Genomic DNA, 22,343 nt, shown 5'->3' with positions numbered 1-22,343 from the left:
CGCCCCCTATCCACCATTTGGCTTATCACTTTGTTTAGGCGATGCAGGCATCACCATGATCATTTTGGTCCCTTGCTCAGCCACGCTTTCAATCCTGAGTCCATAGCTCTCCCCATAGACCATTTGAATACGGCGATGGACGTTCAGCACACCAATGCCACCCTTTATGCCTGCTTCATCTGTTTCCGTATCCGCCAACCGATTGGCATTCAATTTCGCTTGAAGCTGCGTTAATTTGGCCTCTGTCATCCCTGAACCATTATCCTCAACACTGATCCAGAAAATCCCGTCAACAACGCCTCCGTCAATCCGAACGAAGTGATAATCTTCCAACCCGTCAGGAAAGGCATGCTGAAACACATTTTCGACTAAAGGCTGAAGGGTCAAACGAACCATGACATGAAGCAGATACTCCGGTTTTATGGCAACATCAATCTCGAAATCACGGCCGATTCTGTGCTTCAGAACAACAATATAATACAAAACATGCTTCAATTCGTTAGCAACGGTAATCTCCTCGAGATTCGTTTGAACCGAGTAACGCAGCATGTACGCCAATGCCTTCACGATTTCAGATATTTCTTCCGATTCTTGAATCGTGGCATAGCAAACAATGGTCTCAAGTGTGTTGTACATAAAATGAGGATTGATCTGCAGCTGCAGAGATTGATACTCCGCTTTCTGGCGTTCCATCCGAATCTCAGAGTTGCTGATTTCAACCTGAACCACACGGTCAACGGCTTCGGATAGCCGCTTAACCATCAAATTGTAGCGCACCATCAGCTCAACAATCTCATCCTTGTGAGGGGGGAGTGGAATCGTAGCCCAGTTCCCTTTCTCCGTCTCTCTCATCCCGCTTTTCAATACTTGAATCGGCTTCGTAATCGATCTACCGAATCGGTATGCAAGTAAAATCGCCAACATCAATGTAAATAAACCGACAATCAACGTTGTCGAACGAATGTTCATCAAAGGCTTACGCAGTTCACGCAACGGCATAGAAACGACTAGCTGCCAATCCGAATAATCAGACTTCCGACTCACATACATGCGTTCATCCCCTTCACTGCTGTCGATGAAGGAAGAAGTGCCAGCCTTTTCCATCTTTTCTACAAACGCTTTTGGGACATCGGACCCGACTTTCTCCCCATCTGGATGATAGATATATCGGCCTTTATTATCAATGATAAATAAGTATCCATACTTACCTAGATCAATCCCTTTCCATAGGGCAGACAGATCCGCCGATCGCATCTCAATAGCGAGTATGCCGCTCAGTTCAGGCGAGGTGAACCCTCGAAATCGACGAACTAACGTAAGCATTTGATTCTCTTGACCTTCAATGATGGTATGGTTCAAAATACTTAATTTACCGTCAGCCGCTGTATTGGCGAGAAAATATTCGCGCTGCTTCCGCTTATCCTCGGCATTGAAGGATTGTTCACCTACACCGTTATAGTAATAGATGGCATTCAGTTTATCGCTAAGTACATACACGGATGACAACTTTGGATTACGGATAAATAACGGATCGACACTCAGTTCACGAATCGTTTTCCGAGCAATATAATAGTCATATTCCTCTCGGTCTGCCTTCAAATCTACAAACTCCATAACCTGTCTGTTTGTCAAAAGAGAGACAATCGACCGCTCATAATCCTTCAAATACAAATCCGTATGATGAACCGCATTTCCGACGATTTGGTTCATTTGATTCTCAACCATCTCAGCTAACTCTCCGGAAGAAGTCATGTAGGAGAAGATGCCAACACTGCTAAGCGAAAGAATGATAACAATCAAGAAATAAACGAATATTTTCTTCGTTAACCCTCTAATTTTCATTTGATACCCAATCCTGCACGATATTCAGAAGGGGATACGCCAACAATTTTTTTGAAGGTTTTTGTAAAATGTGGGTAATCGTCGTACCCCACATCTGTGGCTACATCCACGATTCGGACATAGGGAATGGCTAACATTTCCTTCGCTTTCATCATTCTTTTATTAATCCGATACTGAACAAAGGTCTCTTGGGTTACTTTTTTAAAAAGCGAGCTGAAATAGGTCGGTGTCAATCCGACCATGGCTGCAACTTGATCCAACGTGATATCCTCAGATAACCTGCTGTCAATATAGCTTTTGGCCTCTTCCATCGGATCTTTAAAGCTTCCACTTCGAACGGCTTGCAAGCCCTTGGCCATTTGAATTAACCCTTTATTAAATGTGTCTACAGCTTCCTTCACACTATCTGCCTGCAAATAGGCCTGCGTGATTGAAGGTGAGTAGTTACGGGCTTGGAAGCGCTTGACTAACAGGGCGTAACAATCATCCAATAGTTCTTTAAGTCCAGCCAACGATAGTTGCACAGAGAGACAATAGTCACGCCAACGATCGATTAAGCTGCCAAGCTCCTCCATTTGCAAAGCCCATATTTGCTGCTCCATCTGATCAATCCACTCAATATAACGGGAAGGCGGCATGTAGCCGCGTGAAGGCTCTTTGATTAACTGATTCAGCATGTCATGGACATCCGCTGTCGTAACAGGTTTTAACATATAATGACGTACACCATAATTCATACTTTTCTGCGCATATTCAAAATCACTGTATCCGGATATCACAACTGTTTTGATTTGCGGGAAATCCTCATGAATGATTCTGCAGAGCTCTAACCCGTCCATTTTCGGCATACGAACGTCTACTAGCACAAGATCAGGCTCGCAAGCTCGAATTCGCTCCAACGCTTCCACGCCATTCTCGGCTGTCTGAATGCGTGAGAAAGCAGGTTGGTACATTTCCGCCATCTTCACGATTCCTCTGCGTATGACAGGCTCATCATCTATGATCAATACATGCATGTCCAGACCCCCTACCCATGTTTCAGAATCAATATCCAATTATGATAACTCACCGTGATCAGTTCTTCAACGGAAGGTGCTACAAACGAATTTGTGCGAAGCGCCACGTGACAGTGCTGTAGGCTTGCGGCTTCTCAGTCGGTCCAGTAAGTTGTCCMTCGTAGGAACCATCTGAATGTTGGATGACAGTTGCTTTCCACAAGCCGCATACCCCGGCCTCATAGTCAAACGATTCCCCGTCATCGTCATATAAATTCCCTTCACCTACCGCATCACCGAAATGAATCAGCTCAAGTGGAACTTGCGTTCCTAGCGGTGGGACATGCGACAGCGCAGGCATCATAGGAATGATTGATCCATTTCTAACAAATACTGGAATTCGTTCCAGACCGCATTGAATCCGAATGATACAACCACCTTCGTATCGTTCCCCCGTCTCTAATCCATACCAGATTCCCGAAGGGAGCAGGACTTCTCGCTCAGTTTCTCCTTCGACAAGTGGAGCAACTAACAGGGCGTCGCCGACCATGTATTGGTCGTCCCATTCCCTCACTTTCTTTTTGCCATAAGCGCCATCTGTCGTGTTCAAAGTTTGCTCAGCTGCTTCAGCTTGGATTGCCTCAGCTTCTGCGATTTCTGCTGGGGACATGACGAATGGCATGGCACGGAAAGGTGGAATTCCCTTCTCCCGGTAAGCGGCGAATGCCGTATACAAGTAAGGCAGCAGTCTCATCCGCAGCTTGATATAGTGGCGAACCGTGTCCTCAACCTCTGGGAAAGACCACGGTTTCGTGCCGTCCCCCCAGGCATTGAGCATCGCAAGGGGCGAGAAGATGACCGTTTGCATCCGTCTGACCCAGTCTTCGGCATTCCTAGCTCTGCGCACTTCCGGCGTCCACAGCAACCCGCTGAAAGAGGCGTTGCATACACCACGAATGAATTGCTTGTGATCGTAAAGATCTGAATACAAGACATAAGGCATGGAGGAAGCCGCGGTATTCGAAGCCCTGACAAGCCCATACGTTCTCCGATTCTTACTGCGGAATAATTCCGTCGTCATCTTTTGAAACATTAACCCGTACATTTGTCTCATCTGCTCGCCATCAAGCCCCGATGGGAACTGAGCGTGCCCAGGAAACATCCATGAGTTGTTGGTCAGATCACTGCCGTCACATTCATCCAGCTTGTAACCCGCTACCCCGATATTGACATGCTCCTCTTCATGCTGCTTCTTATAAAGCGACACAGCTTCATGCAGCGAATAATCTGGCGCAAGCCCTCCCCATACCGAGTGACTCCCCGACAGCGGCTTCAATTCCACATACAACTCACTCTTTGGTGATACAAAGGGATGCTCCCACAGGTTCACACGAAAGCCTTTGCGATCCAGTTCCTTTACGAATTGTTCCGGTTCAGGGAATCGGCTCTTCTCCCATTCATAGCTGACCGGGTAACTGTGGCTGTGCCAACCAGGTTCGAGTCCAATGACATCACAGGGCATATCGTGCTGACGGAATTGCTCTGCTTCTTCGAGCACTTGTTCGTCCGTATACAGCGTCGGAACCCGATGCCAGAAGCCCAGTCCCCACTTCGGAGGCAGCGTGCCTCCACCGCAAAACAAATTATATCTAGCTACGACATCGGATAGGGTTGGTCCACCAAACAAATAAACGTGTGCACCTTCCCTGGGTAGTTTGATCTCCACCCGCGATGCCACGAGTGTCGCTTTCCATCCCTTATCGGTGTTGCGATCCCGTATATCCTCACTTCGTGTTTCCTCTTGTCTCATCGTTGAGCCGCAATACATGGTCACGATGCGCGAAGTATCCACCAACACGCCATACCCGAGATCGCTTATATAGAAGGGTACTGGCGCATGCGTCTCGCCTGTATCTTGCTTAGGATCGCTGTTTACACGCAAATAACGGTTTCTTCCACGTTGATTCATTCTTAATAATTGTAAGCCTGTCCCATATAGCTTTTCTGTGCGATTAAGCGGTATGGATAGTAAAAGATAATCACCAAGATCCTCGATTTCGATGCTTTCTCTTGTAAAAGGAGGATTCACTTGCGGAAGCTGCTGCAGCGCCTCATCTTTCGGTAACACCCTCATCAAAGAGAGCGGTGTTATGCCCTGCGGATTTCCAATCGTAAGGCGCCATACGCCAGGTGCTGTTTGTTGCCAATTCGATGTTTGCACACTCATTTCCCCAATCCTTTATATTGTTGGAACCTCAATGGACATCGTTCTACCGGACTCATTAGCCAGCTTCGTGTAATGAACAAGTGCTTGGGTTTTCAAATAATCCCTGCCACTCGTTTCCGCTTCGCGTCCTTCACGGAGTGATGTCAGAAATTCGGCCAGTGTATCTGTTTCATCAACACCACTTATGTCATCTATAACTTCAACTTTGCCGTCCCGAATAAGGCGAATTTCTTTATCGACGACTTCCATAGCGCCCTCCGTTCCTTCGATTCGCCAATTGCCGCTCCATGGCGTCTCCGTCCCTCTGGCTGAGATCGATGCGTTGTAGCTCACTGTGATACCACCCTCCAATTCAAAGAAAGCATACGCATTAATAAGCGCTCCTTCTTCTTGCCAAGCGCCAATTGGATTGTACAGCTTCGATTGCACCGACTTCCCTTCACAACCCGTGAAATAGCGTATCATATCTAAGTGGTGCACTCCGATATCATCCAGAATACTAACGGTATATCTCCGCTGAACATGGTGGTATCTGTAGAACTGTATGTCCATAGACGAAATACGGCCGATGACACCTTCGTCCAAAAGCTGTTTCATTTTACGAATATAAGGCATCCTGCGGTAATTCTCTGCAATCATAAACGGGAGCTTATCCCTGGCAGCTCGAGCTACGATCTCGATGGATTCCTCATAATCAAAGGAAATCGGTTTCTCGCACAATACAGCCAACTTATGATCAAATGCCGCATGGTTCACTGCTGTGTGCCGCATAGGTGAAGTTACATTGACTAGAAAATCAGCCTTTTCGTTCTGCAAAGCCTCCTCTAATGACGTGTAAAAAGGGAACGGATCATCCAGCATCTTCTCTCTCATTGCTAGATCAACCTCAACAACTGCTGCTAACAATCCTTGATCTCTTAGTCGTTTATACCAACTGAACCCGGCTGAACCTAAACCAACCAATATCGCTTTCATGTATAAAATACCCCCTTAAAGTTCCATAGATTTAGTTGCCTTCATTATAGGAGATTGACCGTCCAAGAAAAACGTATTAACTTACGGCAGTATGTGTTTTTTTACGATTCCTGTATGAGAAAAGACACCCCTCCGCGCATTACATTGCGAGAGGGATGCCTCATTAGACATGCATTTATTTCGTGTCAATCATAATCGCGCCTTGCTTCTTATTCCAACGCTCTGTCGCTTCTTTAATAATCTCAGTGCCGCCTTTGGATTTATACTCTTCGATGACTTTCGGCCAATCGGTGATTGGCTCTTTGCCATAAATCATTTTGATCATGTGATCCACGATGATTTTCGGACCTACGTCTGGTTGAGGCGCTGCAAGATCCGGGAATTTAGCGAAGCTGCTCAAATCCGGATAGAATCCAATACCAGGTAAACCTTCCTTCGAAAGAATCTCATCAAATGCTTTCAAGGTCGTTTTTCCATCATCGTTTAACTGCATTCTTGGTTTATTGTAGGTAGAGTCATGTACCGCCCAAAGTGTTCCGCTGCGGAACCCTTCTTCATCAATTTCTTCCTTCGTTACTGGGAATTTATAGTTGATCGCACCACTGCTGTCTTTGGTATAGGTATCGCCTTCAATCCCGAAGGTAAAGAATATTTCTGCATCCTTGGAAGTCATCATCCAATCGAACATTTTGATAATACCGGCAGCCGTATCTTGCTTCACATTTTTATTGATATAGAACGTACGAACAACAGGTGAATAGTAGAAGTAACCGCCTTTGCCTTCCGGACCCTTCGGAGAAGCAATGATATCCGCTTTAAAGTCTGGGTTGAGCGCTCTTAGCTTGGTTTTGGCCCCTGGTAAACCGGAAGCATTCTGTGACCAAATTCCCGCTTTCCCCGCATCTAGGCTTTTGTTGTAATCTGTTGCGGAAATGGTAGCGAATTCCTTCGGAATCAAACCTTCTTCGTACATTGTTTTATATGCGGTTAGTGCTTTCTGTACATTTTCCGAATCGAAAAATTTAGGAACCACTTGACCATCTACGAGTTCAAATTGATCTTTATACGGCAGTACGTCGTAAGCTCCTAGAAGAACGTCTGCATACTTGAAATTCTCCCTCATTTGATACGGACTCTCGACACCTAACTTCTTGAAAGCCCTTAGGACATTCAGAAACTCATCTACCGTTTTGGGAGCTTGAAGTCCTGTTTTAGCTAGCAAATCGGTACGAATGTAAGTGGCACGACGGGAAGGATTGCTCAAATATTCGGGAATGCCATAAATCTTTCCGTTATACGAAACACTCTCCCACGCTGCTTTGGGTACCATTTTCAACAAATTCGGTCCATACTGCTTCAACAGATCGTCCAGCGGCATGAACACACCATTCTCAACCGAACCTGACATCGACTTACTGCCTGGACCACCGATACTGCCAACAACATCGGGAATATCGTTACTTGCGAACATCACCCCGAACTTGGCATCTTCGACAACCCTAACATCCAAATCCGTATTCGTTAATTCTTCCAGCTTCAAGACCCACTTGTCCTTGTTTAAATCGGGAATTCGAGTGTGGTAACCTGTGCTGACTGTCGTCGGAAAAAGTAACGAGAACTTGACTGGTGCTGCCTTTACATTGCCTGATGGTTGTGGTGAAGCTGTGCCTGCCACTTTTCCATCTGAGGAACWCGCGGTTAGTGCGGTAGCTGCCATCATGACAGCAGCTAAACCTAGACTCATTGTTTTTTTCATTGAAAACCCCTTCTTTCTTCATGTACTGTAAGCGATTCCATCGATCTGTGATTATCATAACGATTAGGATCCGATTTCTGAATGTATAAATTTAAGACGCTATGTGATTTTATACGATTGAGAAAAGAGGCGGCTTGCGCCGCCGTGCAATGGCCGACGGGACGACTTCCTTGCGCACAATATTTATGCGCTAGCGTGCGATGGCCGACGGGACGACTTCCTTGCGCACAATATTTGTGCGCTAACGAGCGATGGCCCGACGGGACGACTCCCTTGCGCACAATATTTGTGCGCTAGGGAGCGATGGCCGACCGGGATTCTTCCCTTGCGCACAATATTTGTGCGCTAGCGAGCGATCGCCGATCGGGTTACTTCCCTTGCGCACAATATTTGTGCGCTAGCGTGCGATGGCCGACGGGACGACTTCCCTTGCGCACAATATTTGTGCGCTAGCGAGCGGTAGCCGACCGGACAGATTCCCTTGCGCACAATATTTGTGCGCTAAGCGTACGATGCCCGACGGGATTCTTCCCTTGCGCACAATATTTGTGCGCTAGCGTACGATGGCCGACCGGACGGATTCCCTTGCGCACAATATTTGTGCGCTAGCGTACGATGGCCGACGGGACGACTTCCTTGCGCACAATATTTGTGCGCTAGCGTACGATGGCCCGACGGGGACACTACAGCTTTGGCGGTCTGGGTGTGAATCAGTTAATAAATTGTAGCGATTGCAGCATGCGCTTCAGCATTGTGGCCGCTTGTGCGCGTGTGGCAGGCTCTGTCGGTGCGAAGCTATTGTCCGATAAGCCTTGAACAAGACCTGCTGTCAGCGCCTGTGCGACGGCTGCCTTCGACCATTCGCCGATCGTCGAACGATCGGCGAAGCGATCAATCACTGTGCTACTGGCTTGGATTTCCTTACCTCCAACTTTCATCGCGCGCATCATCATCGCCACCATCTGTTCGCGAGTAATGTTGGCATTCGGCCTAAAGGTACCATCCTCATAACCGTTAATCAACCCGGCTTGATGCGCCGTGCTAACGGCTCCAGCGAACCAGTCGATCGACTTTACATCACGGAATGCATCTGCTTTCTTCTCTACGAGTCCAAGGGATCGAACTAGCATAGCCGCAAACTCAGCGCGCGTAACTTGCGCCTCTGGTGCAAACTGCTTATCCGTGATTCCGTTAACGATCCATTTATTGGCCAGCAGCTCAACATCCGCCTTGGCCCAATGCCCTGCTAAATCTGCAAATGATTGATTGGATTGGATGACCGTGTACGTACTGTTGTGCGGCGAGCGAATCGTAGCTTCAGATGATCCATTCTTCGTCGTAAGTATGGCTGGTACGAAATGGATCCCATTATTCGCATCGATCCAGAGCGCAGTTACCTTGCCAGGGTCACCTGTCCATGTCCCCAAGCTAAGTGTGCGGTTCACGTAAACGCCACCAAAATCATTCATTTCTTTCCCGTTGACCGTGAGCGTAAATTCGATCGGGTTTGCAACGAGTTGCTTCGCGTTCAACTTGTTCACTGCGGCAGTGACATCGTCTCCGGTTTTACCCGAAACTTTTGAAATTACAACGCTTATGGTTGAATCCTTAGCTATATCTTTAAACAATTGAACTGGCAGCTCATATATGGCACCATTCGCTTTAATCTGAATTACTGTGTTGTTATGCTTACTGATTGCGTTCAGGATCGCTTGGCCTGGCAGTTCCACATTTACGATGGAAGCACCGTCCTTCACTTCAATCACGACGACTGGAATCGCTGATGCTTTCTCCAGTTTATCCCGATCTAAGGTGACTTTCGTAACCGTCTTCCCATCTGCCGTTGTTTCTTTGGTCACTTTGGCATCTTTATCAAGATCGATGATCCCCGTAGTTCCTGAACTTGAACTTGAACTAGTGCCAGTGCCAGTTCCACTACCTGTCCCTGTACTAGGTCCTGGATCCGTCGTACGTTGTGTAACTGTGATTGTTGCTTCTGCCTTCAAGGAGGTGCCCCCAACTGTTCCCAGCACCTTAAAGGTACCTGCCGAGGCATATTGGGAAGCCTCTATATTGCTCCAGACGACGCCTAACTGCTTAGTTGTATTGTCGCTATAAACCGCTGTGACAACCGTTGGCAATACGGGTGCTGTACCCGCTGTTGTCGTTATGCTGATTGGCGAATAGCTGACAATAACAGGTAGTGGAATGTCTATGGCTGTAACTGTAATATTAGCCAAAGCCTTATACGTTACGCCGATGACGGTTCCTTGCACGCTAAAGCTCCCTGCTACAGCATATTGGGATGTATCAATAGCGTCCCAGATAACCCCTCTTTGTCCCGTCGTGTTGTCACTATAAACCGCTGTGACGACTGTTGGTAAAACAGGAGCTACGCCCACGCTTGTTGTGATGCTAATCGGTGCAATCCCTACGATGTCCGTTGACATGTTAAGTAAGGTCGGTGCCGAAATCATAAACTTACGTGAATACAGGTCTGTTCCTTTGGACCTTACGGTCACTTTGGAGAAATCAGTCAGGTTACTCGGTAACAGATAAGTAGTTACGCCTGCTGGTAAATCAGCCAATACTGTTGTCTCATTGTACACCGTATATCCTTCGCTTAAAACATTAGCATCCCACTTCAGCATGTTACCTGAACCGCTAGCTTCCATCGTCAGATGCTGCGGAGGAAGTGGCGCATTGAACACTTGTACTTGTGTCAAGCGTGGAGGTCCCGTCAGATCTGTGCCTGTATTACCACCAGAAGCATTCTCCACCGTTACTTTGAGATATCTGGCATGATAGGTCTTGCCCAAGTTAATAGGGTGCGAACTATCTGCTGAATCGATACCACCATTACTAGTGCCTGTCTCATACGTATAACCTAGGGCTGTCTGCTTTTCCACTTGTTGAAAGGTCATATTGTTAAAATCAGCACTCGATGAATGATCTCCGATCTCATTGGATACAAACACGGTTGCACCCTTTAACCTCGTGGATTTCGCAAACAGTCTAATCTGGCTGAAATCCATCGCCTGCCCAAGGTCGATGACAAAGCTGCCTTTGCGCTCCCCGTCGGTACCCAGCCAAGAATAATTGCCGATTTGGTCCAAATTGGTAACGTTCGTTACCGTCCATTTGGTCGAGTCTTGTAATACACCATTGGTCAATTTGTTAGCATTTCCGTACATATTCGCCGTAGCTGATTGCATCTGAATCGGATTAGCACCACCTGTTGGCCCAACATTGTACGCCTTCTTATTAAGCGCCAAGTTAACAGATGACAACCCTGATGCAACTTTGCTTATGGTGATGTCCGATAGCCCGAGCTGAACGTCATACGCAGAGTTGGTACCGTTAGCAGAGCTGCGGTAGATCCCCCACTTTGGACGCAAATATTGATCAAACGCAGCCGGATACTCGGTCTCAAAGCCACCTGCTCGTTCGGGTCTTCGCCATAAGTCTTTGACACCGTCACCCGTACCTTGATTACCGAAGACTTGATAGACATCCGGACTGTCAAAGGTATATGCCTTGCCCGTCACTTGATCGGTAATCTTAATGGTCAGCCAGCCGCTGTCCGAAATGTGAGCTTTGAGCTCAACTTTAATCCAGTGCCCATCGATTTCTCGTAATGGAATTCGCATTAGCGTCTTATCGCCATCATAACGGTTATGATTGACAACTAGATCACGGTTCGTCGTTCCAGAAATGGACATCGCAAGAATATAGGCGCCGTTCTCCCCGCCATTATTGCCGCCTGGTAAAGTATCAGGAGCTTGTCGATTCGTAGCCTTCAACTGGAAGATATGCCTGAAGTTAGACTGGTTCCACTGGATGCCGTCCGGAATATTCCACATCCACTCATAGGAAACCAAATCGCCTTCGTATGCAACAAAATCGTTATTCGAATCTTCGCTTGGGCGAATCTCAACTCTTTGTCGATCGGTAGTAGCTGCGCCGTCAACGATATAGCCTACACTCGGGTCAAATACACCTTTGTGACCGTACTCGCCATCACGCGTTTTATCCAAGAACTCATTATTCAAACCTCTGCCGTATTCAAAAATCTTGAACACATTTTTTTGCAGTGTGCTATCCCACACACTCTGGATATGATCATCCGCGGCTGTCGCCCGAGGCTGATTACCATAGAAAGCGTGATAAGCGTCTCTAATTCTTTTCGTAACACCTTCTACAGGTTCGTCGGTACCCATGGCTCCGCCTAACACATTGTAAGGAGATACGCCTTCGATTGCGTTCATTTTGATCGTCTTATCATTTGCGCCATAACCACGGGCTATGACATCCAATGCAAATAGCGAAGGTGCGCCGCTGTTGAAGTTGAACGTAAATTCATTCGTGCCTAGTGGCAACTTGGCAAGGTAGGGAGGTGTGAAAGTAACCTTATTGCCAGCAACCGTGTAATCCGTATTTATTAGAAGCGTAGTGTCACCCTTCGTAATGCTCGTAAGCACTTTCCCACCCAGGTTAATCGTTGTCGATATAGGTGCAACCTGATCCCATGTGCTATAGGTGTCCTTAGCTGGCACTAGTGCGGTTGTGTTCGTATACGGATTTTTACCATAAATCGCTAAGGCGGATAGACCCATCATGGAATTGGTATCATTCGCACGCTTATCGCTAGGACCAACCAATACGGTGTTTATCATCACATAACGTGCTGTAAACGGATACAGAAAACGCTTCGTATCATAGCCCCATTGTTGACCATTATACGTCACATAGGACCACAAACCTTCAGTCTCTGTACCACCAGCTAGCGTCCAACCGTTAGCTTTCCAGTCATAGAGCTGTGCCCCAACTGAAGACGTAGGTGAACTTGACCATGCTGCAGGGTCATTGGTGTAATAGACCTCAAATCTTGTAGCATTACTTTGAATATTGGCGATAGTGTTAGGGATTTCAAGGTAAAGCTTATCAATCGTTTTAGGCGCGCCTAAGTCAAGACTTAATGAAAGTGAGGATGGTGAGTAGTCCCCTTTATAAACATCAGGGTTTGCATTCCGCCAATACCCGCTGCCGCCTGACCGCAAAGCATCTACACCCGGATGATCATTGGCTTCCGAGCTTACCTTGAGATTGACACCAGCCTGCGGTGTAAAACGAGATGGATCTAGCAGATTAACAGAGCCTGTCGGTATAACCGGAATAACCGTTACCGAAGGTTCACCGAAAACATTGAATACATTCGCTTTAATTCCGCCAGCACTATTATCGAGTGTGACATCGGATACAAGCAATATATATTGCGCTGCAATCGGTACAGCCAACGTATGATTGGCTTTTTCGTTATTTTCTAGTTGTGTCGTTTTTCCCACGCCTGCGATTGGTTGCCATAGGGCACCATTTGCCGTCTCAAGCGGTTTACGCGTTGCATCTGAAGTCGCTGATAGGGCATTTCCCTCTTTGAGTTCATTAAAAGCTGCAGCATCATTCGCGTAGTATACTTGATAATTTTTCAAAAACTTACTATTACTCGTCCATTCAATTTGAATGTTACTCACATCTATTTTCTTTTCCAGTTGTACGGCCGCCCAGTATTGATAACCATCTGTCTTAGTTAGAGAGCTGTTGGCCTGCCAAGCTGTCGTAGCATTATCATCAATAAAGTTGTTTTTACTATTGCTGCTGCTAGACACAACTTTAAGCGTAGCTCCGGGAGTTACCGCCCAGTTTTTATAACTAGAAAGATTAACTTCAATGAATGGTTTAATATTGGTTGAGTTCGTAATACCCGAGCCATTAAACTCACCATAAATCGTATGAATGCCCGTATGATCTGGATTATAGCCCGATGAGCTCCATGTTACATTCACCGGCTCTATTTTCCCCGTGCTCAGGGTGACATCTAACTTTGAAGGTAAAGCTAAATTGCCAAATGCCGTACCTTGGGAAGCTGAAATCGCAGCTGGCCTTGCCCATGCAACAATATCTTTCGCTTGTGTATTGGGGTTCCAACCGTCAGGGAAAATATAGCTGTCCTCATCCCGTTTGATTAAATGTACGTCAGACAGGTACATGGTTGCTGCTTGCCATTCATCCGCATAAGCTGCATCAGCCGGACTGTTATACAACCCCCGGTAAAGCCCCCATTTGGAACGATTTTGTTGACCCGCTTCAACGGGTAAATCCGTTCTTTCAAGTCTGCCTGTTGTCGGATTGCTCACTTCAGGGCGTCTAGAGGTTTCGGCCGTCATCCCGCCTTCGAACAGCACATCGCCCGACTCCAGATCGACAAGTTTACCGTATACATAACCTTTATCTGCCGTTAAGATCGTTACTTCGAAATCCAGCCAGCGATCTGCGACCTTTTCAAAAGGAATCGTGAATAATGGCTTAATGCGATCTGCATTGCTACCATCTGGATTGTTCCTGAATTCAAGCTGCCCTTTGCCTTCGCTGGAAACTAAGGTCAGTGTAGTCACTGGTTGGCCGGCTGCGTTGCCGGCGATTTCTTTCAATTGGAAGATGTGCCAAAACCGGTGCGGTTCAATGAATTCACCTGCTTTTTTCTCACCAACATCTTGTTGAAACCTTAACGTTTCCGATGGGAGCATAAGTCTCCAATGATGGGTCATAATATCGCCGCCTACGCTATTTGCATCGATGTTGGCTGCGCTGGTATTGCTCTTAATCTCCAATCTCTGCCGGTCACTGCCTACGGCTCCGCGATCACCGTCGTCCCGACCTACACCTCCTGGCGTCACAAAAGGTTTAAATTCGTGAAACCGCAAAATGTCCGAGTTGAGCTTAGACGTGCCTGGTACGCCTGCAATGCCATATTTCGTAAGCGCATTCAAATCATTTCGTCCAATCGTTTGCAAATACATATTGTCTCCCAACCATGATTCATTCACAGTCGAAGCCACAGGGTAGTCACCTGAACGGTCATATACAGATTCTGACCATGGTTTCCCACTGTAAGAAGAAGGGCTCGTTGGACCTTCGATTGAACCTGTACCGCTGCCATTGCCAATTTTGGATGCACCCATCACATCCCACGCGGACTCGCCTGCCTTAATATTCAGTGGCAAGTATTTATCATTTGGCCCCATTGGGCCACTTAAAGAGGGCACTGCCATATCTACCGTAACCGTTATCGTGTATTTTTTGCTATTACTGCTATTCTGGATATCCGTCACTACCAAGTAATATGTCGTGGTTCCGCTTGTTGAAAATTGGTCCATTTTCGCATCGCCTTTGTTAATGCCGCTGGCTGCAAAAGGGATCACCGTTGTTTCGTCTCTTCTGTATAGAACTGCGTTTGCACCATTTGTGGTTATATTCAGCATTTGATAGATGGTACCGTAGGGTAAGGATACGTCAATTGTCGCATCATCGAGATCGACAACTGCGCCCACTGGCTTGTTCACGTGTATGTCCAAAATGCCCAAGTTGTCCTCCGGCGCTGCGTAAACCGTTTCTACTGGATTCATGTTAATTAATGTAAGAACAAGTGCTAAGGAAAGCACTATGCTTACCGCCTTTTTAAGTACTTGTTGCTTCAACATCTTACTGAACATTCTAAAGCCTCCTTAGAGTCAGTTACACCTACTTGAAACAAGGGGTTATCATTCATATTGCAATCGCTTCCATTATAAATGTTAAGATCATCTCCTTCCTCCCCTGCTTGCCTAAGTGTAAATCACATTCTTATTTCCATAGATGGAAAAATTTACGATTGGGGTTGTTTTATTTACGATATGAGCAGCAATCCGTTAGGTCAAAAAAACCACCCCATATACGCTTACGGGGTGGCCGATTTCACGCTATTTGCATTAAGATTTCACCGAACCCACCATCATACCTTGGATAAAATGCTTTTGTAGGAACGGGTACACACACAGGATTGGAATCGTAGCGACGACAATGACCGCCATCTTAATTCCTTCTGGGGATAGGAGCTGCAGAAGTTCCGATGATACATCCGATTGCCCCATCTGATCGGTAAATACAATTTCCCTCAGCCGCACTTGCAGCGGTATCCATTGACGATGATCAATATAGAAGACGGCCTCCGCATAACGGTTCCAGTGACTGACTGCATACATAATGCCCATTGTAGCCATCGCAGGCTTAGATAGCGGCAAGACGATATTCCAGAGTATACGGAACTCTCCGCAACCGTCCATTCGTGCCGAATCCAGCAGTTCCGATGGTAGATTCAAGAAAAATGACCGCATCACGAATAAATTAAAAGCGCTAATCGCCATTGGCAGCATTAAGGCCCAGAGGGTATTCAACATTCCTAATTGCTTGATCAATAAATAGTTGGGAATTAACGGTGCGCTGAAAATTAAAGTAAACAATACCAAAAGTAGAATCGATTTACGAAACAAATATTCAGGTCTGGACAACGGATACGCAAGCGTTGTTGTCATAAATAAATTAATAAAAGTACCAAATACTGTAATAATGACACTATTCCTGAACCCGATCCAGATCGTCGGATCCTCCAAAATAAGTTTATAGCTGCCTAATGTGAAGCCCACAGGCCAAAATGATACATCTCCTGCATTAATGGCCGTGTTATTGCTTAAGGACTGCGCAATAATGTGAATAAGGGGCAGCACCATGCTCAAACCGAGAACACCTAACAATATAAGGTTGAAGATATTAAAAATTTTATGGCCTCTTGTCATAATCATAGCGATTCACCTCCGGTCTCCTTCCGTATCAGTACAAGCCTTCGCCCGTCATTTTTTTACTAAACATATTACTGATCATGATCAACAGTAGACCCACAACCGACTTGAACAACCCAATAGCCGTCGTGTAGCTGTATTGACGATCAACAAGCCCTGCTCGGTACACAAACGTATCAATAATCTCCCCATTCTCATTGTTAAGCGGGTTAAGAAATACGAAGACGCGTTCGAAACCGAAATCGAGGAAATTACCAATTTGAAGCAAAAATAAAATAACGATGGTTGGTAAAATACTAGGAATCGTGATGGAGAACACTTGACGAATCCGACTGGCTCCATCGATTTGTGATGCTTCGTACAGGTCAGGATTAATGCCTGCAATCGCTGCCAAATAGATGATCGTTCCCCAACCGCTATCCTTCCAAACGCCAGAACTAATGAGAATGGTTCGAATGTAGCTATTTTCCCCCAAGAAATAGATAGGCTCAACGCCGAACAAGGAGAGTAGATGATTGACAATTCCCGTGGAAGGGGATAACACCCCAACAACGATGCCTCCGACGATGACCCACGACAGGAAGTGCGGCATATACACCACCGTTTGTACAATCCGTTTATAAGCCATGATGCGTACTTCATTAATGAGAAGAGCCAAGACGATTGGAATCGGAAATGCGAAACACATATCATAAATACCGATTAATATCGTATTTTTTAAAATTTGCAGGAAATCGGTGTAAGCAAACATGCGTTGGAAATGCTCTAATCCTACCCAGTCGCTTCCTTTTATCCCTTTGAAAATGTTGTAGTTTTGAAACGCGATGACCGAACCGAATAATGGGATATATTTAAAAAGTAAGAAATAAATAATTCCCGGTAATGAGATCACATAAATCGGCCAATGTTTTCGCATAAAAGCCCATTTCTGACTCTGCGATGAGAAATTATACATTGATTGATCGGATGGCTGTACTTTGCTGGCCATGTTTTCCTCCCCTTCTTGCATGCTGCATCGATTTGACTTCTTCATCTTACTAGGGTTGTTCCAAGGCAGACATGGTGAAACTTATAGCGCGCTGTGTTTTTTTACGATTAGAACTATGGGAGCGGCGGGAACTATTACAATAGGATCAATGTGCAACCCCGTAGCGCTTCGCTGCACTGTGGTAGAGCCAATGCTCAGCCACATAGATTGCCGTGTCATAATCTATCCAGCCTGCCTCGATCTGACCCCATAGGAAATCGCTCACAATCCGTTTAACAAGCAGAATCTTGCCGTAGCTCCACTCCATGCACCTGGCATCGGATACAATGAGGGAACTTTTCATTGCCGGAAGCGCCTCTAACCGATACTGCATACTATCGCGATAGGTACTCGCACGGAAGTTAAACCACCAATGCCCACCTACATGAACATTCGGAAAATTCCATGCCGCTTGCACAATATCCAAATTGTTAAGCTCGGAGGCCACCACGAGTTCAAAGGTGCAGGCATACGATTCAAACAAGGCAGAGAGCTTCAGGATACGAGTGGGGTCATTGACTGGCGTCGCTGTTCCACACCAAGAACGTTCCACGCCGAGAAACAGCTGTATGAGAAGTCCCCGTTGCTCAGCAGCAGCCCCTAATTCGTGCAGAAGCATCATTAATATTTCATCCTTCGTATTGCCTTGCCCGACTATAACCTTGCGGTTTGCGCTGGCTTCATAGCTCGGCAACGTGGTCATAACACCTGCGTAACCGGCTTCCTTATAGGTATCTAATAACTGAGTTAGTTTCTCTCGCACTTGTGCGAATACCCCAGCTGGATTAGGCGATGACTCGATTTCCTTGACCCAGCCCCCTATTCTCCCATCAATTCGCGGGATTAGGATGGCGTTCTCACGCATGCCTTGAAAATCTGCGTGTTCGGGTATATTCACGACGAATCTGCTCACGTTCAATCGGTCTGCCACCTCTTGCGCCCACGTAACACGCCCAGCGCTCTGTTTCACGGCAGCGTCAGCTTCCTTTACCGAGGCCGCGTCGCGGATGACAATGCCGTATAAATCTCTGAAAATGTGCGTCATCGCCACATTCATCATCGTATTTCGCGATCCATGGTAAGCTTCCAAGAAAGCAGCGATCMGTTCGTCTTCAGGCAGCTCCATGGCATTCGCTGGGTAACCAGCAGCCTGTAGTTCACGAAACAACCAGAAATAGTGGGCAATCTCCCAGAAGTCGCAAGCACAGAGTCGATCCCCCACGAGGTGGGTGTGCGTATCTACAACGGGCAGCTGCATAATCTGTGCCTCAAAATCTTCCTTTCCCTGCTTCATCTGACTATTCATTCTTCTTCCTCCTTCTACACGTCGTATGTCCTGATGGTACATGGATTGTCTGATCTGTTACATGGGATAACTTCCACAGGGTTGTGATTTTTTATGATCGTTGAAAAGGAAGATAAACCGCCGCTGTCCTTGTAGTACTCTGCTCCCATTGCCTCCCCTGCTCGCGAGTTAGTCGATTTTATCGACTAACTTACCTCGCATTACCCCTCAGGCGCACCAGTTAGTCGATTTTATCGACTAACTTCACATTCAAACTTCGTAATACCCGATTTTTAGCTTTAAATTTATACTTTCATTTATGCTGAAAATAAAAAGCACCGAGTAGACTTCAATGTCCACGCGATGCTCTTAAATTATTTACTTAAAATGCTATCGATCAGATCCAATTCTTCTTGTGTGAAATTAGGCTGCTTCAAGGCGGCCACATTATCATCTAGCTGACTCACTTTGCTTGCGCCAATTAATGCAGAAGTCACATGTCCCTTGCGAAGAACCCAAGCTAAAGCCATCTGGGCAAGACTTTGCCCTCGCTCCTGAGCTAATACATGCAATAGACGTGACTTAGCAATCTTTTCTTCCGTAATATCCTCAGGTCTTAGGAACACACTGCCCCCCGCAGCACGGGAATCGGCCGGAATGTTCTCCAAATAACGATCCGTCAGAAGCCCCCTGGCGAGCGGACTGTAGGCGATAGACCCTACGCCTTCTTTTGCCAAAATATCCTGCAGCCCMTGCTCCAGCCGCCTTTCGAACATCGAGTAGTGTACTTGATGAATGATGAACGGCGTGCCAAGACCTTTCAATATTGCTGCGGCTTGCTCCGTTTGCTCCGCATTATAGTTGGACACACCGACATACAGCGCTTTGCCCTGACGTACAGCCTGATCCAAAGCGCTCATCGTTTCTTCCAGAGGCGTCTCTGCATCGAAACGGTGCGAATAATAAATATCTACATAATCCATGCCTAATCGCTTCAAGCTTTGATCAAGGCTGGCGAGCATGCTTTTGCGGGAGCCACGCTCCCCATAGGGACCATCCCACATGCGGTAGCCAGCTTTCGTAGCGATAATCAGCTCGTCACGATACGGTAGCAAATCCTTTTTCAAAATTTGCCCGAACACTTCTTCTGCTGAGCCAGTCGGTGGGCCATAATTATTCGCAAGATCGAAATGCGTAATCCCTAGATCAAAGGCATGGCGCGCTAGCGCTCTGCTGTTCTCGAATAGATCGACGCCACCAAAATTGTGCCACAATCCAAACGAAATCGGCGGCAGCTTTAGACCGCTCTTTCCGCTTCGATTGTACGGCATGTCTAAATATCTTCCTTCATTTGCTGCATAGTTCATCGTATCGTTGACCCCCTAAATTAAAACTACTGTGAATCTAATCTTTATCTAATGGAGATGGTTGCAAGCCCTGACGCCGGAATCGCAAGCTTATGAATACCTGATCTCCAATCGACAGACTGCTCCTCCGTGATTTCACCACAGCAATTGCGAATGGTCACATTCGCTTTCCCCATTTCACTTGTAACCTCTACATAGAGTCCGTCCTGTCTTCTGCCATTCACTACGATCCATTGAGACACTGGCACGGCTGCATCGATAGGCACAATTTGCTCATGATAAGCGACAACAATCTCTCGATCCTCACGAATCGCACGGACTAGCGGATATAACATTTCCGGATTCATTGGCGCAATAGTACCGTCCAGTAGTAGCGTTCGATTTTCTTTCCAGAAAGCAAGCCAGTAGGTTAGCATCTTCAAATGATCGGAAGGCAGCTTATCCAAGAGGACGGATACCTGCGGAACTGAGAATAAACAGTTAATCAACTGCAAGGCAGCACTTTCAACAGGCTCCTCAGGATGCCACATGATCATATCGGCATGAGCCGCTGTATTTCCACAAATCAGCCTAAGATCCAGTGTTCGTACGCGATTCTGGATGCTGTCGTTCGGACAATCGGAAGCGCGGAACATATTGCCGTATTTGCGCATCGCAGGACCAATGTACATTTGACGGAACTCGATCATGATACTAGGGTTCAATTCTCTCAATCTACCGATAGAATCCGTCAATAGACGATCAACAGCAGCAGGTATAGACTCATAATCCTTACCTTCCACTGTGGAAGGCAGCTGCAACTCAGGCGAATAGAACGTATCAATGAAATCAAGCTTAAAGCCGTCCAAGCCCCATTCCTTGACCGCTTTCTCATAGGTATTGATGATATATTCCCGGACATCCGGATATCTCGGATCAAGCACAGCGGCTCCGTGGCCTTCATTAAATCGAAGGATTTTATCCTTGAATCGATTCCATGCCTGACTGTATTTACCGATAAAAGGTACCGAGTACCACAGGATAAACTTCATACCTAAAGCATGAACTGCATCCACATGCCGCTTCATGTCGGGGAATTTTCCCTCATAAGTCTCCCAATCTCCGCAATAGGCATACCCTCTGCGGTTATCTGCAGTCTGCCAGCCATCATCCACGATGACGGCTTCCATCCCTAGCTTTTTGGCAATACGACACTGTTCTTCGATTTGGACGTCTGTGACATTCTGGTGCATACTATACCAAGTCGAATACATCGGTTCCTTGGCAGCCTCTGGAACGAACGCCGGACGATACTCCGGCATCTCGCTCCACCACGCTTGAACGCCATCAAGGCTTTCATAGTAAGGCACATMTCTCGTATCTACGAGGAGCTTCGCTTCATACGATCGGAAAGGGGCTGTAGTCTCTGTAAACAATTGAACGCAGCAATGGAAATCGGCGGTTTCCTCACTGATGCCTCCCGAGTAGTGTACCGTGTTCAGGGCATCTGAATAGGCAAATGTTAGCCTATTACGACCCACACTATTAAATAACGCATAAACAGGTGCAGACGCAGCAGCATTGGAACGCAAAGTACGCATCCAATCGGCCTTAAAGCTCTTATTCCGGTCCTGGGCCGGATGCCAGCTGCCTTGAATATCACAGGCCGGATGTGACCAACGAAGTGTGAGTACGGGAGGCGTTACCGCCTCCTCTGCTTCCAGTCGCAACGTGATGACATCAATACCCTCCTGCAGGTTCTCCGTAAACAGCGTGACGGTGAATCCATGGTCCTCACTCGATAAATGAAAGGAATGGATATCCGTGTTTATGATTTTGTTCACACTGCATCCTCCTGTTGTTGATTCTTATGCCGATTCGGGCCTGCATGGCACCAGACAGTGACAATCGGGTCGTCCTCACTGGAATTGAGATGGTGATCCTCGCCTGGTTCAATAATCACGATGTCTCCCGTCATAACCGGGATATGCTCCCCGTTCATCTCCATCGTTCCCGTTCCCTGCAAAATAAGAAACGCTTCACAATCTCCGTGAACATGGTAGTCTCTTCCTTCAGGACCATCGTTCGTATGGCTGCGGTCGCCACGTTTCGCGAAAGACAGACCGCCTGACGATAAATAAGCCCCTGGTAATACATCCTGCAAAATATGACCGTTCTTCTTATCCTGCAAATCGCTGAAACGCAGCTTTTTCATCTT

The 22,343-nt window shown here is 46.7% G+C and carries 12 protein-coding genes; all 12 read right to left on the bottom strand.

The annotated features are described in order from the left end of the window. Positions 1 to 6 precede the first annotated feature (6 nt). The 12 genes from AC1DLM_RS22010 to AC1DLM_RS21955 all read right to left on the bottom strand — a co-directional run bounded on the left by AC1DLM_RS22010 (position 7) and on the right by AC1DLM_RS21955 (position 22,340). Positions 7 to 1,842, bottom strand: coding sequence for a cache domain-containing sensor histidine kinase (locus AC1DLM_RS22010; protein ID WP_477571197.1), 1,836 nt, complete (start codon positions 1,840 to 1,842; stop codon positions 7 to 9). Further along, the gene (locus AC1DLM_RS22005; RefSeq protein ID WP_477571196.1) at positions 1,839 to 2,858 is read right to left on the bottom strand and encodes a response regulator transcription factor; all 1,020 of its coding nucleotides are present in this window, start codon (positions 2,856 to 2,858) and stop codon (positions 1,839 to 1,841) included. Before AC1DLM_RS22005 ends, AC1DLM_RS22010 begins: the two co-directional genes overlap by 4 nt. Positions 2,859 to 2,937: 79 nt before the next feature. Next, positions 2,938 to 5,064, bottom strand: a complete 2,127-nt coding sequence (locus AC1DLM_RS22000) for a glycoside hydrolase family 31 protein (RefSeq protein WP_477571195.1) — start codon at positions 5,062 to 5,064, stop codon at positions 2,938 to 2,940. Between the two features lie 12 nt (positions 5,065 to 5,076). Further along, positions 5,077 to 6,039: a Gfo/Idh/MocA family protein gene (locus AC1DLM_RS21995; RefSeq protein ID WP_477571194.1), complete on the bottom strand. Its 963-nt coding sequence runs from the start codon at positions 6,037 to 6,039 to the stop codon at positions 5,077 to 5,079. A gap of 175 nt (positions 6,040 to 6,214) precedes the next feature. Next, complete coding sequence (locus AC1DLM_RS21990; RefSeq protein ID WP_477571193.1) at positions 6,215 to 7,795, bottom strand: extracellular solute-binding protein; 1,581 nt, start codon at positions 7,793 to 7,795, stop codon at positions 6,215 to 6,217. Positions 7,796 to 8,505: 710 nt separating this feature from the next. Further along, positions 8,506 to 15,345 carry an S-layer homology domain-containing protein gene (locus AC1DLM_RS21985; protein ID WP_477571192.1) on the bottom strand — a complete coding sequence of 2,280 codons (6,840 nt, stop codon included), beginning with the start codon at positions 15,343 to 15,345 and terminating at the stop codon, positions 8,506 to 8,508. Positions 15,346 to 15,600: 255 nt separating this feature from the next. Beyond that, on the bottom strand, positions 15,601 to 16,470 hold the full coding sequence (locus AC1DLM_RS21980) for a carbohydrate ABC transporter permease (protein WP_441991133.1): 870 nt from the start codon (positions 16,468 to 16,470) through the stop codon (positions 15,601 to 15,603). Positions 16,471 to 16,498: 28 nt separating this feature from the next. Then, on the bottom strand, positions 16,499 to 17,455 hold the full coding sequence (locus AC1DLM_RS21975) for an ABC transporter permease (protein WP_477571191.1): 957 nt from the start codon (positions 17,453 to 17,455) through the stop codon (positions 16,499 to 16,501). Positions 17,456 to 17,600: 145 nt separating this feature from the next. Continuing rightward, positions 17,601 to 18,800, bottom strand: a complete 1,200-nt coding sequence (locus AC1DLM_RS21970) for a glucuronate isomerase (RefSeq protein WP_477571190.1) — start codon at positions 18,798 to 18,800, stop codon at positions 17,601 to 17,603. Positions 18,801 to 19,153: 353 nt separating this feature from the next. Beyond that, the gene (locus AC1DLM_RS21965; RefSeq protein ID WP_477571189.1) at positions 19,154 to 20,146 is read right to left on the bottom strand and encodes an aldo/keto reductase; all 993 of its coding nucleotides are present in this window, start codon (positions 20,144 to 20,146) and stop codon (positions 19,154 to 19,156) included. A 44-nt stretch (positions 20,147 to 20,190) separates the two neighbouring features. Continuing rightward, positions 20,191 to 21,969, bottom strand: a complete 1,779-nt coding sequence (locus tag AC1DLM_RS21960; RefSeq protein WP_477571188.1) for a glycoside hydrolase family 36 protein — start codon at positions 21,967 to 21,969, stop codon at positions 20,191 to 20,193. After that, complete coding sequence (locus AC1DLM_RS21955; protein WP_477571187.1) at positions 21,966 to 22,340, bottom strand: cupin domain-containing protein; 375 nt, start codon at positions 22,338 to 22,340, stop codon at positions 21,966 to 21,968. The genes AC1DLM_RS21960 and AC1DLM_RS21955 overlap by 4 nt, the downstream gene beginning before the upstream one ends. Positions 22,341 to 22,343 lie beyond the last annotated feature (3 nt).

The sequence above is a fragment of the Paenibacillus sp. 01T442 genome (assembly GCF_056398345.1).
The sequence above is the reverse complement of the archived record's forward strand: the minus strand, read 5'-3'. Positions and strand labels throughout refer to the sequence as shown.